We start from the raw sequence: 13,446 nt of genomic DNA on the forward strand, positions 1-13,446 counted from the left end.
AGCGTTGGGGATTCCCAGCCGGCGTTGGCGGGACAGGAGGAATCGCGACACATCTCCGCAGGGGGAGTCTCTTTACCTTGGCTGGGCGACCGGCGTTGCGGCAGTCGATGAAATGTTCAGCGCACCGGTGAAATGATGCCACATGTATCAGCGTTTTGGCTATCCTCCTGAACCTCCGTTCTTTACTCAGCCTTCATCTTCATGAGCTCGGGGTAGACCTTCTCGAAGCATTCCGGGCAGATACCGTGGCTGAATTGCGCATCGGAATGATTCTGGATGTACTCTTCGACCATATGCCAATATCCCTCGTCGTCCCGTATCTTTTTGCAGGACGAACAGATCGGTATGATGCCCCTTAGTTGTTTGATTTCAGCAAATGCCTTTTCCAGCTCTCCATGTTTTTTGATTAGTTCTCCCAGAGTACGATTGACTTCCATCCAACGACATATGGCAAAAAAGGACATGGAAAAGACCAGGAAGATGAATATCGAGAGAACTTCATCCAGTTCATAGGCTTCATGCGTTCTCGAAAATCGATAGATATGTTCGAAGATATCGTATCGAGCGGAAATAAAGTAGACCAGAACGGTGAGAAAGAAAATAATTCCAAGTTCCGTAGCATATCTTCGCGCTTTATCATCGGAAAAATCAAACTGTTGGGAGTTTTCCACAGCGATCCCCTATGAAAATGCCGGCATCTCGTTTCAGATCAGACGGTTGCGGGTCGCCCAAACGGCCGCCTGGGTCCGGTCGTTGACGCCCAGTTTGTCGAGTATGTGGACAATGTGACTCTTTACCGTGTGGGGGCTTATGGAGAGGGCGTCGGAGATTTCGTTGTTGGTGTCCCCATCCGCAACCAGGCGGAGCACCTGAACCTCCCGCCGAGTCAGCTCCGTTGGAATGTATGTCGGATCGCGTTCCGAACAGGTCGGATTCTCCTGTTTTTCTCCATTGGGTTCAACGTTCGGGCTCTCCGTTGTCGGGTCAGCTCGGGATTCGTTTCTTTTCGATGCGGTATCCAGCTCCACGGCGATAGTGGAAATCAGGTTTCCGGATCTGTCGTACACAGGGTAGACGGCGTTCTCGTAAATCGGCTCACGGAAACCCGGACACCGGTTCGGAAACACCCGGCCTCTGCTCATCGCGCCTGCAAAGGCCAGACAGGCGGGGAATCCGCATTGCCCACAGTTTGTCCGCGGCAGCAGCCGGTAGATATCGATAGCGGAAAGAGGCCTGAATTTTCTATGGTTCGGTTCGATCGAATCCCTATTGATATGAAGATCGTTGAGAAAGGCCACAAGACGGTCAGCGAACCCGAGGGCCTGGTCCCGATTCGAAAACGGCGCCGCGATAACGTCGACCGGATACAGGGTACAGATGATACTATCCATTACAAATTGAATGTATTCCGGGCTATCGTGAAATTTGGCGTCCTTACATTGTGAATTGATATACGGGAACAGAGAAGCGACGTCATTGTCCAGCCTGAATCGAGCGCTCAAACTCGTTCCAGGCAAAAAATGCGATCGTACCCCCGCCCTGGACAGGCGAAATTCGGAATAGCTTCTGATCAACATGCTCTTCATACGACGGCTGAAGGAAATCTAGGGGCGATTTGCAGCGTTTCTCGAAAAATATAGCATCTCACGGGGAAATCTGACAATCCCATTGTGAGCGGGTTTTGTTCGCATGCCCATCGCAAGGGGAGCCCATGGGACGTCGTCCTCGGGAGCGTCTCCACCGTTTTCGAATAGATTTTGCCATCGCTGTGCCCGAAGCGGCCTGGACGATATATTCGGACCATCGTAAGCGTTTGTTCTCGGCATCGCTCGGCCGCTTCGCCGGGTGGAGGCTGGTGGAAGCGTCGGTATAGCTCGACGGAGTAAGTTTGGGGTTGCCCGCTCCTAAGAACCGGCTTAGAATCTTACCTCGCCGTTTGGGGCCGGTGTATTCCCATGGCCCGTTGAAAATCCTATCAGGAGGTTCATGGTGCAAACAAAGATCGCGTTGGGGAAAAGCTACGAAGAGCTTGAAATCGGAGACGAGGCTTCTTTTTCAAAGACTATCGGAGAATGTGACATCTACCAGTTCGCCGGAATCAGCGGCGACTTCAATCCGGTCCACTTGAACGAGGAGTATGCCCGGCAGACCCGGTTTGAGAAAAGGGTGGCTCACGGGGTGTTGTCCATGAGTCTTGCCGGATCGATACTCGGAATGGTGCTCCCGGGCATAGGAACCATACTGGTGGAGATCAATACTCGGTTCAAAAGGCCCGTCTTTATAGGGGATACGATCACTGCGGTCGCCAAGGTGGCCGAAAAGCTGGAGGAGAAGAAATGGGTGCGAATGCAGGTCGAATGGTACAATCAGCGGAATGAAGTGGTCATAACGGGTTTTTTTGTGGTGGTGCCTCCCAGGAAATAGCATCGAGCAGCCATCAAAGAATCCGACGGCCGTGTGAGGGGGAAAAAACATCCCCTTCGATATCGGGTAAATGCGTTTGCTCCCGGCGAAGCGCTAATCCAATCCCAAGGGAACAAAGAGGATGATGACAAGTGGGGCGCCTTTCTGAACCTTTTGGGTTTCAAAGGCCCCCATGTCCGGTGTTAGCCATGGAGTTCTCGAGTTCCCCGGAATGTCATGATCGGGAGCGTGACCCGGGTCCGCGGCGTCAAGAGCGCAGCTGTTTCGATCCGGCGCGCCATAAAGTGAAACCAATGCCTCGATCGCCGCGCAGTGAGGGAGCGAAGAATGGGTATGGAGTACCGTGAAGAGGATTTGCACAGGCACATTCAGGAACTGGAAGTCGGCGACAAGTTCTTCACGAAGTCGAAAGTCGTTACCAGAACGGAGGTGGAGCTGTATGCGACGATCAATGGCGACACGCTTCCTGCCGCTTTGAGCGAAGCAGCCGCCAAGGAAAGGGGATGGAAAGGACAGTTGGTTCCAGGACTTCTGACCTTCTCTCAAGCCATGGGTCTGTTGATCCAGTCCGGGTTCATCATGCAGGCCAAAGCCTTTCTCGGGTGCGATGGGTTGCGATTCAACAAAGCCGTTTATGTGTACGACGAAATCCGCGTGGAAGCCGAGGTACTTTCGAAAGAGCGAAAAGAGAAGAACGGAAAGACGAACTGGTTCTGCCGGTACAAATGGGTCGTGAGAAACCAACTTGATGAAAACGTAGCCGAAGGGATAAACATCGGCATGTTCAACGCATAAAGGCCATCGTCAGCAGCACGATGCGACTACACCATCCGCAAAGTGACCTGGAATGCTCGCTGAAAAGGCTTTTCCGGCCGCCTTCGACTTTCCTTGATGTGCATTTGAAGAGGGTGCGGTGCGAACTCGGGACTACGGCCTTTGATGACCCCGCATGCCCTTCAGAGGTGACTTGAAGACCCATCCGGTACGGATTATGGTGACCCGGAAACGGTGATACGGGGTCCGGACTTTTCTTGGGACCCGACAACCGTGCGTGCGGCCATCGGATGTCGCGGCGTTCGTATTATTCGGCCGTAAGGCCGTTCGCTTGCCATGCTTCGGGACCGCGGCGGACCGGACTGTTTCCGCGTTGTCTTTCTTACGGAGGAGGCCTGAATGTATCAGGCGATGAACGCAGCCTCCGTTCTACCCACCATTTCGTTCCACAATATCCCGGTATCTGGCGTGTATCAGGTTCCGATCGAACTCGAAGCCTTCTTCGAGCATTTTACCCTTTTCTTCGGTGGTAAAGTACCCCATGACGGGCATGAAGAAACGCTTGTCTTCCTTTTCTATATGCCTGGGATAGAAATCCACCAGGTACGATATGGCGTGCTTAATCTTCTCGAGAGCGGTTTCGTCGCCGGCTGCATACTGAAGCCGTGCTTCCGTCAGATTGCGGACAAAGTCTCTCGCTATGGCGTGCTCGCCGATCAGGTCCTTCATGACCTGTCGATGCTCGTCGGAAAGCGCTTTCTTCGCCAACTCCCGAAACAGGATGTCTTCTTCTTTCCCGTGATGGCAGCGGTCGGCATAGGTGCGGATGAAATCCACCGCTTCGTCTATGAAATCAACATCCGCTTTCCCGGTTTCATCGAACTCGCGCACCCGCAGGCCCATCACGGTAACCATGCGTTCGATCAGTCTGTGTTCAATCATCAACGGTCCTATGGGCAGCATATGTCGGCCCTCCTTCCTATTTCGCTTCCGAGTCCATCAAAAGGGTCAAGCGCCGGAGCGCAGCTTGTTCAGCATGGCGATCGGTTTGGCCATATCGACGATGTGGCCGTGGAGCATGGCCACCCGATTGCCGGGAACGCCCATCATGAGGTCACAAGGATCGATGGCGGATTTTATGCGGCACCCCAGTCCCAGGAACGTAATGTTGGAAATCCCTTCCAGCATGGGCAGCACGGTAATGTCGGAACAGCCTCCCAAAGCCCCTCCCGATTGGGGCAGATTCATTTTTCCACCCGTTTCGTAGTTGACTGCGTACAGGAGCCACATAACCTGTTCGCTGTTGGCCGTAAATATCACCACTTCGGGATTCTCCGCGAACTGTGAGAGGGGCGCGATGAACACCGCTTCAGTGTTGCCTTTTTCCAGATACGTGGACTTGAGGATCGTTTCAGCGGAAGCTTCCTCGGTGGCATACAGGCCAACGCCGTATTTTTCCAGCACGCCGTCGTCCAGATACGCCTCCATGTCCGTTTCGAATCCGAGCACGGAAGTCCCCAGCTTGCAGCCCATCTGTTCCTTCCCGAGAAGGAGGGATTCGCCCTTACCGGCCAACACCAAAGCCTGGCAGTAGCTCTTCAACTCTTTTTGGGCGAACGAAACTCCCTCGGGGAGCCGGTCGGATTGCCTGAAAAAAGCGACCCCCACGGGTTCGTAATCCAGAGAAAGACGTTGCACCAGGTCATGGGAGACACCCTTCAAGTCGTTCATAAGAAACCTCGTGTATTTGACTCGTTTGCCCGGACGGACGCCCCCGTGCAGCGGAGTCGCCCGTTCCAGTGCCGTCGCGTGGTTCAAGCGCTTTCGTGGCGATGAGTCGTCCGTATCTAATGGTATTCGAGTTCACCTTTGGGCGCCAGGTCTCTTGTTCGTGGAATTTCAGACTGTAAAGGCGAATTAGCCTTCCGGTGCGTTCGTTCCGGCCTTTTCAGCCTTCCTTTCCACCACGCAATACAGCCCTTCGCCCGACATGGCGGCCCCCAAACAACTATTGTCGGAAATGCAGGTGGCTTTGCGAAGGTCTCCGGCTTTCCACCGATTCACGAGCCCTGGTTCCCGGATCAGGGGCCGGCAAAGGGAAATGTAGTCGGCCAGTCCCTCGGCCAAAATCTTCTCAGCTAGATGGTACGATCGAATGCCTCCCACCAGGATAAGGGGTACGTCGATTTCCTTCTTGAACGCTCCGGCTGCGTCCCGGAAAAACGCTTCCTGCTCTTCGGAGAGGACCTTGTTGAAATTCGGGTTGCGGTCTCCCGAGGCTATGGTGCCGCCACTCAACTCGATGGCGTCGATGCCGGCGCCGGCCAGCATCTGGCCCACTTGAACCGAGTCTTCCAGGCTGAGTCCTCCGTCCAGGTAGTCCTGCGAGTTCATCTTGACCAGTACGGGATAGTCCTCGCCCACGGCTTTTCGTACGGTTTCGAGTACTTCCATCAGCGCTCTTGCCCGGTTATCGATGCTTCCCCCGTAGGAGTCCGTGCGTTTGTTGAAGGCAGGCGATAGGAACTGGCTCAAGAGATACCCGTGCGCGGCATGCAGTTGAATGCCGTCAAATCCGGCCTGTTTCGCTCGAAGGGCGGCCTTTCCGAAAGCGTCGACAATCCCCTGTATGTCTTCAAGGGTCAGCTCGTTTCTGGGAGATTTGGCAAATCCTTCGACGATGGATGGGGCCAGGGGCGTTTTTCCCGTCAGCTTGGGATGCGAGAAGAAACCCGCATGAGACATCTGCATGAGGATCTTTCCCCCTTCCCGGTGGACCGTGTCCGTCATGGTTCGAAGTCCGGGGATGAGGTCGTCCTTGTACACTCCGAGCTGCCACGGTCCCGCCTGCCCGTCCGGTCGGACGTAGGCATGGCCCGTTATGATCAGGCCCACACCGCCACGCGCCAGCGAAGATTTGAGGCCTGTCAGCTTAGAGGTGCACGCGCCGTCGTCCGAAGCCATTCCCGACCAGGTGGCCGATCGGACGAATCGGTTGGACAAACGCAAACTTCCGATACTGCCGGACTCAAAAAGGCCACGCATGCGTTTCCTCCTTTCCTCGTGAGGAAAAAGATTCATAAGAAATCTCGGAGTCGTTTCTTAATTCGATAGGAACGATCCCACCCTGAAGATGCCCGCCACGAAGATAAATTTCAACTCGATCTCGATCATGGATGTCTCCGTCAATAGCTGGGGTCGGTCCACAATCTACTTGAACTACTGATCAAAAACAACTTGAATTACCCGAGAGTAAGGTCCGCGAACCTTTGCGGGCTTACAAATGTTACAGCTCCGGGGTCAGGATTCAAGCCCGCCCGACACATTTCAAAAGCGGGTAGGGGGAACGTTTTCAACCGTGTTGTGCCAATGGATGATTGGGATGAGACACAAGTCGGGAGGGAAGCATGATCAAACACATAGTCATGTGGAAACTGAAAGAATTCGTTGACAACCATAGCAAAGCGCAAAACGCCAAAACAATGAAGCAGATGCTGGAGAAACTTAAAGACAAAATTGAGGAAATCAAGTGTATGGAGATCGGCATCGGCGCCGCACGTTCGGCATCCAATTACGATATCGTTCTATCTTCCTCGTTCAATGATTGGAGGGATCTGGAAGCGTACCTCAAGCATCCGGAACATTCCGGCGTCCGCGAGTTCGTCATTAAGGTCAGTTTGGAGCGCGCCGTTGTAGACTATGAATCCGACTAAGCGAGGGAAGCGTCACATGGCTTCCTTCAGACTCCTTTCACATGTCCAATCACATGTCCAAGCGCTGCCGCGCCGTCTTGGGCGGAGCAGGCGATTCCTGGTCAGAACATGGGGGTTACCGGGCGCGGCATACGTACCGGCTGTTACCGTACCTCTATTCTTACTCCAAGACATGGATGTTCTTCTTCTTGCACATCTCCTTGAGGATTTCCGGCCACACGGTGACACTGACCTCGCCCAGGTGTGCTTTCTTGAGAAGCAGCATGTTGGTGCGCGACTGCCCGATGCCTCCGCCGATGCTGAGGGGAATCTCGTTATTCAGGATCGCCCGGTGGTAAGGCAATTTGAGGGAGTCCGTCTGGTCGGCGAGTTCCAACTGCTGCCTGAGCCTGTCTGCGTTCACTCGAATCCCCATGGACGTCAATTCATGACGGCGCCTGGTCACCGGGTTCCAGACGAGGATGTCGCCGTTGAGCCCGTGCATGGGCCGGCCGTCCTCGGACACGCATTCGGTACACCAATCGTCGTAATCCGCAGCCCTGAGTTCATGTGGATAGCCGTCCGCGAGGGACCATCCGATTCCGTAAATGAAAACCGCGGGGTGCTCCTGAAGTATCGTCGTTTCCCGCTGCTTGCGCGGCAAATCCGGATACCTGTCCAGGATGTCTTCCGCGTGCAGGAAGGTTAGTTCTTCGGGAAGATTGTGATATTGATCCGTCTTGAGCTGCGGAAACCGCTCTTGAACGTGCTTCTCGGCGCCGGTGACGACTTTCCAGATCTTCTCGACCACTTCCCGAAGGAATGCAAGGTTGCGCTGCGCATCGGTGATGGCTAGCTCCCAGTCCCATTGATCCACGTAGGCGCTATGGTCATGGTCGAGGAAATAGTCCTTTCTCACGGCTCGCATGTCCGTGCACAACCCCTCGCCGATATCCATCCCAAACTGCTTCAGGGCCATGCGTTTCCACTTGGTTGCAGCCTGAACAACCTCCGCGTCGACGGGATGTTGGTCGTTGTCGTTGGAAATATGGAAGCGGACCGGCGTGCGTGAACCGTCCCGGTCCAAATAGTCGTTCACGCCACTCCGGACATCCACAATGAGGGGAACGGTGACCATCATCAGATTGAGTTCCCTGCACAAATGCTCCTCAATGTAGTTTTTCAGTTCGAATATCGCCCTCTGGGTTTCTTTGGGGCTCAGCAGCGAGCGGTAGTTCCGGGGCAGGATCTTTTCGAGGTCGGCGTAATCGCCTATACCGGGTCCGGCCAGATCCGCTTTTTTGTCCGCCATGTTCCATTTCTCCTGTGAGGTTTCCGGGCTGTTGTCGTTTGAAGTTCCGCCGGCATGGATAGGCCGTGAATCGATCAATGTTCGTCGAGCACTTCCCTGATTGTATTGGCCAAGTCAAGGAGGGCCAGGGGCTTTGTTAGAAAGCGTCGAATGCCCATGTCTTCAGCCTCTCTTTCCGAAATGTGCACGCTGAACCCGGTGCAGAGAATGATCGGCAGTTCGGGACGAATCCGTCTTATTTCTTTGGACAGTTCAGCGCCCGTCAGCTGCGGCATGGTCATGTCCGTGATCATCAGGTCGAATCGGTCCGGATTTGCTTTAAAAGTCTCGAGAGCTTCCCTGCTGGAGGTGTATGCCGTGACATGATAGCCCAACGACTCGAGCATCTCCCCCCAAAGTTCCGCCAAGTGTTCCTCGTCGTCCACAAACAGAATTCGTTCCGTTCCGGCGGGGATCGGGGGACGTCCTAAATGAGACTGTTTGTTCTTTTCGCTCACCATTCAATGGCCGCTGGACACGAAACGTCCAGTCCTTTTCCGGCTGCACTTCAATCGGTTATGCAGGCACAAACGATTCTTGACTATAGCAACTCCGAAGAGGCGTGTGTCCACGAGGTCGGAAAGAGCTTCCGAAAGAGCCTGCGGTAGGCTCTCCCGTTTTCCTGTCCGACGTGTTAAAAGGGCCGGGCTTCGTTTCCTCTTCTCCGTGAGGCCTGCCTGCCATGCATACGGGCGCTGTGGAGCAAAGGATTTCATCCGCTTGAGAGTAAGCGGATCGAAAAACGTCGACACTTCGATTCGAATTGCTCGCCGCTCTAAACAAAATTTAGGACTTATTATACCATCCCATGGAAGTAAATCCACTACCGCTTCCCCCAAATCGTGCTACGACCTCCAAACGGCCTGTTGATCTCACTGGGCGTCCGGATCTTCGTCCTATCATAGGGAGCACATAAGGGAACTCCAGTGGCCGGAATGGATCCAAAAAAAGTGTTGATGAGCGTACGAATGGGAAATAGTATAGGAGAAGACGAGGAGTGGCTCGGAGACGAGCTACCGGGAATCTCACAACCTCGACGGAGGAATCACTATGAGGAACATCATGAGGAAGATTGAGTTCATTTTGGCGGCAGCCGTGTTAGCTTTATGTGTGGGGATGGGACCAACCGGGTTTGATCGTTGCGCTCTGGCCGCCGAGGAGCCGGTGCTCTTCGAAATCGTGCTTCGGTCGGAGCTGCTCTCCAGCACGCCCATCTACGAGCAGCGCCACGAGAACGCTCCTACGCGCATCATCGGATTCTCAACATCCTCTGAGGCGTACTTGATCAACACGACCATGGACAGCGGGATTTTACCGCCACCGGACCAGGACCTTGGGAGCCCTATCGGCACGACTACCTCCGAGATCTACTTTCCTGCGGGCGTTTATGCCGACAAAAGTCAGGAATTTCAGATCCTCGGCGGATCGGGGTCGTTCGCCATGTCCGGCGCCACCATGTCTTTTGAGGGGAGCTCCATCATCCGATGGGTTCAGGATCCGGACGATCCGTCGCTGCAACCGGGGGACGTTCGCTGGACGGACTTCTCCATGGGGATTACCGAATCCACCGGTAACCTGGCGGGTTGGAAAGGGCACGTTGTCGGCACCCGACTCCTCATCGGCGATTCGCAAAATCCCATCACATTCCAAAGCGGCATCGTGATCTTTCGTTTGACGCAATAGCAGCCGAAACAGCTTTGTCAGCAGCCTCCCGGACGCTTGCCGACTTCAGCCGTGCAAATCCGTGCCTGAGTCGTGATCCGGGAGGCGGCTATCGACCATACGAAGGAAGCCTAAAGTCAGGGAATTTACAATGACCATCGTCTACTTGATCCAGAGTGTCGCGCACCCGGATCGACGATATGTGGATCTGACCCAAGACCTGAAGCAGAGCATGACGGATCACAACTCGGGCGGAATAACGGATACGGCTTCGCGCGCTCCATGGAAGTGCGTGGTGGCCGTCGCCTTCGAAGATGCGCAAAAAGCCATCGAATTTGAAGCTTTCCTGGATTCGCACACAGGCCGCGCTTTTGCCGAGACTCACTTTTTCTAAGCTCGATTTTCCCAGACAGATTGGACTACAAGACGATGCCGATGGAACTTCCTGTTGTTGAGGCGGAACGGAGGGTGGTAACACCGAGCGGCAATGGGAAGCGGGTGGAACGGTCTGAAGCCTCCGATTGCCAATTCACTTTCCGGCCGGGTATTTGATTCGGTTTTTCTCGATCTTCGTTTCTGCGCACTGTAAGGGATCGATATCGAACTTATCCGAGAAATTGATCAGGCAGATCAGGATATCGCCCACTTCGTCACAGACCTTTTCGAGCTGCTGGGAATCCAGATCGTAACTCTGGTCCTGGGTCAACCAACGAAAGTGTTCAGCCAGTTCGGCGGCTTCGATCATCAATGCCGTGGCCAGGTTTTTCGGGCTGTGATATTGGCCCCAATTTCTTTCCTCGGCAAATTGTCTCAATTTGATCTTGAGTGCTTCCATTCTTGAATCTCGAAGTGCCTGTTTGTTTTTCAGGCCTTATACTGTTCTTTTCGTCGTTGTGTAAAGCTGCAAATCCTATCGCCTCCGGAGCCTTGCGGCGCTTAATCCATCAACCGTAGTAGGCGAACCATGGAAAAACAGATTGTCACTATCGTTGGCGCGCGCCCTCAATTCGTAAAAGCAGCCGTGGTTGGAAAAGCGTTTCAGGGTGCGCCGGAAGTGCGTCCTATCACGATACATACCGGACAGCATTACGACGAGAACATGTCGAGCGTTTTTTTCGAGGAACTGGGAATCCCGGATCCCGACTTCCACCTGGGGATCGGTTCGGGTCCCCAGGGGGCGCAAACCGGTCGCATGCTGGAAGCCATCGAGCGAACCTTGGAAAGACTGCATTCTTCCATGGTCATCGTGTACGGCGATACCAACAGCACGCTTGCGGGCGCGCTCGCCGCAGCCAAGCTCCGTATTCCGGTAGCCCATGTGGAGGCGGGCCTCAGGTCTTTCAACCGCCGAATGCCGGAAGAAATCAATCGGGTGGTGACGGATCATGTGGCGAACGTGTTGTTCGCACCGACATCCACCGCTGTGGATAATCTCATCAAGGAAGGATTATCGAGTGGGCAAATCCATCTGGTAGGGGACGTCATGTACGATGCCGCCTTGTATTATGGCGCTTCCGCCGACCGGAGCAGCGGAATTCTGTCATCCCTGGGCCTGAATCCTCGAGGTTATGTGCTGGCCACGGTTCATCGAGCCGAGAACACGGATGACGGCTCGAGGCTGAGAATCATTTTCGAGGCTCTGTGTGAAATAGCGGCAAAGACGTGCGTGGTTTGGCCGCTGCATCCTCGCACCAAGGCCGCTCTCGTTCGGGAAGGACTTCTGGACCCGGAGGCTTCACCGATTCGATTTCTGGAGCCCGTCGGATATCTGGATATGGTCTCCCTGGAAAAAAACGCGCGGCTCATCGCCACCGACTCGGGAGGAGTCCAGAAGGAGGCGTTTTTCCATCGCGTTCCGTGCGTGACTCTGCGCGACGAAACGGAATGGGTGGAATTGATCCGGATGGGGTGGAACCGGCTGGCGCCACCGGTGTCTTCGACGTCCGTCTATGAAAAGCTCTCGTCGGAATGGTCTCCGCCCCCGATTTCAACGAATCCTTACGGCGACGGCCATGCGGCGCAAGCGATCGTGGACGTTCTGCTCCGAAATCTGGGATAGCCGACCTAGGCCGGTAAAGGGTAATGTTGTTTCGGATTGGACGTTTCAGACCGGATGGAGATGAATCGTATGGAGGGGCCCCCTAGTGTGCTTCAGCATGCCTCCCTTGCGTCATCCTCCGCGGGCAAGTCAGAGAAACCGTAAAGGACCTTCTTGAATTCCGAGAAACCCAAGAAAACGTTCTGGCTTCATGTAGTCAATGTGATGACCGGCGTGGGATTGGCTCAAGCCGTCAACGTGGGCGTGTATCCCATATTGACGCGAATCTACAGCCCCGAGGATTTCGGAGTCCTGGCCCTGATCACTTCGCTCGCAGTGCCGCTATCCGTAACCGCGGGATTCGGCTACGAACCGGCCATTGTTCTTCCCAAATCCCGCGGCGAAGCTCAATCGATCCTGACGGTCTGCCAGGCTTTCATCCTGGTGAGCGTCATCGCCCTCTTCGTGGTGATCGAGCCTCTCAGAAACCCTCTGAGCGACTGGTTGAAAGCCTCCGAGCTGGTCACTCTCGCCCTGTGGTTCCCGGTTGCAACCGCCGTTTTGTCTCTCAATCGCGTTTACGACTATTGGCTGGCGCGGGAACGCCTCTTCCCTTTGATGGCGGTTTCCAAGGTTACAGGCGCGTCCGCCGGGGCGCTGACCAAGGTCGGCCTGGGACTTGTGACAAACGGGGCATCGGTGGCGTTGCTCATTGGATTCATGGCCTGCGAAGTATGTAAGGCCATGTGGGTGTTGATACGGACGGGACGAGACGTTCTTCCCCGACGGGTTTCATGGAAGGCATCCAAGGATCTGCTCGCGACTTACTCGAACTTGCCCAAGTTCCATCTTCCACATCTGCTGCTTCACTCGCTGGTATCCTATGTGCCCTTTGTCGTCTTTTCGGCCTTGTTCGGAGCCAACATGGTGGGTTTGTTCAGCCTGGGGATGCGAATGGTGCTGGTCCCCATCGAACTGACAACACAGTCGGTGGCCCAGGTGTTCTATCAACGTTCCGTGGCCGAGGTTCGTGGAGGAGGGGACCTGGCCGGACTGGTGGCGAAAACCACGGGCCATCTGGTCCTCATAGGTATGGGCCCCTTCCTTCTGATGAGCCTGTCGGGACAATGGCTTTTTCACTGGATATTCGGATCGCAATGGGTCGAGGCCGGGTTGTGCGCGCAGATTCTCGCTCCGGCCGTGTTCTTTGAATTTGTGAGCACTCCCGTGGTTCTGTTCAATACACTAGGCAGGCAAAAAGAAGGGCTCATTTGGCAGGCCCAATATTTTATACTGACGGTGGTCGCCTTGGTGTTGGGTGCATTGGCCATGAGTGAAACCGTGGCCGTGGTTCTCCTCAGCCTGGCCATTCTCGTGGCTCACGTCCGGCTATTGAGAGTGAATTTCACGCTTTGTGGGGCGCGCTGGAGTCTGGTGCTGCATGAAATGGAGAGCGTTATCCGCCGATTGGCGAGAAAGGCCGAGGGTCTCTTCCACGGTTGAGC

Annotated in this window: 15 protein-coding genes; 7 read left to right on the top strand and 8 right to left on the bottom strand. The window is 54.8% G+C overall.

What is annotated here, in order from left to right; genetic code table 11:
* Window positions 1–182 precede the first annotated feature (182 nt).
* A complete protein-coding gene (locus tag HY788_18895; protein ID MBI4776216.1) occupies window positions 183–671 on the bottom strand; it encodes a hypothetical protein in 489 nt (162 codons plus the stop codon).
* Between the two features lie 33 nt (window positions 672–704).
* Window positions 705–1,577 (bottom strand): hypothetical protein, encoded by an 873-nt coding sequence (locus HY788_18900; protein MBI4776217.1) that lies wholly within the window; start codon window positions 1,575–1,577, stop codon window positions 705–707.
* Window positions 1,578–1,986: 409 nt separating this feature from the next.
* Here HY788_18900 and HY788_18905 point away from each other — a divergent pair, with 409 nt between their 5' ends.
* Together HY788_18905 and HY788_18910 are read left to right on the top strand one after the other, a co-directional pair.
* Entirely contained in the window at window positions 1,987–2,424 is a 438-nt protein-coding gene (locus HY788_18905; protein ID MBI4776218.1) for a MaoC family dehydratase, read from the top strand.
* A 327-nt stretch (window positions 2,425–2,751) separates the two neighbouring features.
* Window positions 2,752–3,219, top strand: a complete 468-nt coding sequence (locus HY788_18910) for a MaoC family dehydratase (protein ID MBI4776219.1) — start codon at window positions 2,752–2,754, stop codon at window positions 3,217–3,219.
* A 408-nt stretch (window positions 3,220–3,627) separates the two neighbouring features.
* On the opposite strand, the gene HY788_18915 is transcribed toward HY788_18910, so the two are convergent.
* The 3 genes from HY788_18915 to HY788_18925 form a co-directional block, all read right to left on the bottom strand.
* On the bottom strand, window positions 3,628–4,161 hold the full coding sequence (locus HY788_18915) for a hemerythrin domain-containing protein (protein ID MBI4776220.1): 534 nt from the start codon (window positions 4,159–4,161) through the stop codon (window positions 3,628–3,630).
* Between the two features lie 45 nt (window positions 4,162–4,206).
* Window positions 4,207–4,929, bottom strand: a complete 723-nt coding sequence (locus tag HY788_18920) for a DUF169 domain-containing protein (protein ID MBI4776221.1) — start codon at window positions 4,927–4,929, stop codon at window positions 4,207–4,209.
* A gap of 186 nt (window positions 4,930–5,115) precedes the next feature.
* Window positions 5,116–6,243, bottom strand: coding sequence for an NADH:flavin oxidoreductase (locus tag HY788_18925; protein ID MBI4776222.1), 1,128 nt, complete (start codon window positions 6,241–6,243; stop codon window positions 5,116–5,118).
* A 362-nt stretch (window positions 6,244–6,605) separates the two neighbouring features.
* On the opposite strand from HY788_18925, the gene HY788_18930 reads away from it, so the two are divergent.
* Window positions 6,606–6,911 carry a Dabb family protein gene (locus HY788_18930; protein ID MBI4776223.1) on the top strand — a complete coding sequence of 102 codons (306 nt, stop codon included), beginning with the start codon at window positions 6,606–6,608 and terminating at the stop codon, window positions 6,909–6,911.
* A 160-nt stretch (window positions 6,912–7,071) separates the two neighbouring features.
* Here the strand turns inward: HY788_18930 and HY788_18935 are convergent, their stop codons facing one another.
* Window positions 7,072–8,202 carry an aspartate--ammonia ligase gene (locus HY788_18935; protein MBI4776224.1) on the bottom strand — a complete coding sequence of 377 codons (1,131 nt, stop codon included), beginning with the start codon at window positions 8,200–8,202 and terminating at the stop codon, window positions 7,072–7,074.
* A 74-nt stretch (window positions 8,203–8,276) separates the two neighbouring features.
* A complete protein-coding gene (locus HY788_18940) occupies window positions 8,277–8,702 on the bottom strand; it encodes a response regulator (protein ID MBI4776225.1) in 426 nt (141 codons plus the stop codon).
* 601 nt (window positions 8,703–9,303) lie between these two features.
* On the opposite strand from HY788_18940, the gene HY788_18945 reads away from it, so the two are divergent.
* Together HY788_18945 and HY788_18950 are read left to right on the top strand one after the other, a co-directional pair.
* Window positions 9,304–9,924 (top strand): hypothetical protein, encoded by a 621-nt coding sequence (locus HY788_18945; protein ID MBI4776226.1) that lies wholly within the window; start codon window positions 9,304–9,306, stop codon window positions 9,922–9,924.
* Window positions 9,925–10,054: 130 nt separating this feature from the next.
* On the top strand, window positions 10,055–10,297 hold the full coding sequence (locus tag HY788_18950; GenBank protein MBI4776227.1) for a GIY-YIG nuclease family protein: 243 nt from the start codon (window positions 10,055–10,057) through the stop codon (window positions 10,295–10,297).
* Between the two features lie 135 nt (window positions 10,298–10,432).
* Here HY788_18950 and HY788_18955 read toward each other — a convergent pair whose 3' ends face one another.
* A complete protein-coding gene (locus HY788_18955; protein MBI4776228.1) occupies window positions 10,433–10,738 on the bottom strand; it encodes a nucleotide pyrophosphohydrolase in 306 nt (101 codons plus the stop codon).
* 129 nt (window positions 10,739–10,867) lie between these two features.
* Between HY788_18955 and wecB the strand changes: the two genes are divergently transcribed.
* Together wecB and HY788_18965 are read left to right on the top strand one after the other, a co-directional pair.
* Window positions 10,868–11,962, top strand: a complete 1,095-nt coding sequence (gene wecB, locus HY788_18960) for a UDP-N-acetylglucosamine 2-epimerase (non-hydrolyzing) (GenBank protein MBI4776229.1) — start codon at window positions 10,868–10,870, stop codon at window positions 11,960–11,962.
* A 153-nt stretch (window positions 11,963–12,115) separates the two neighbouring features.
* On the top strand, window positions 12,116–13,444 hold the full coding sequence (locus HY788_18965; GenBank protein ID MBI4776230.1) for an oligosaccharide flippase family protein: 1,329 nt from the start codon (window positions 12,116–12,118) through the stop codon (window positions 13,442–13,444).
* Window positions 13,445–13,446: the final 2 nt, after the last annotated feature.

Source organism: Deltaproteobacteria bacterium, from assembly GCA_016208165.1.
Taxonomy (GTDB): domain Bacteria; phylum Desulfobacterota; class Desulfarculia; order JACQYL01; family JACQYL01; genus JACQYL01.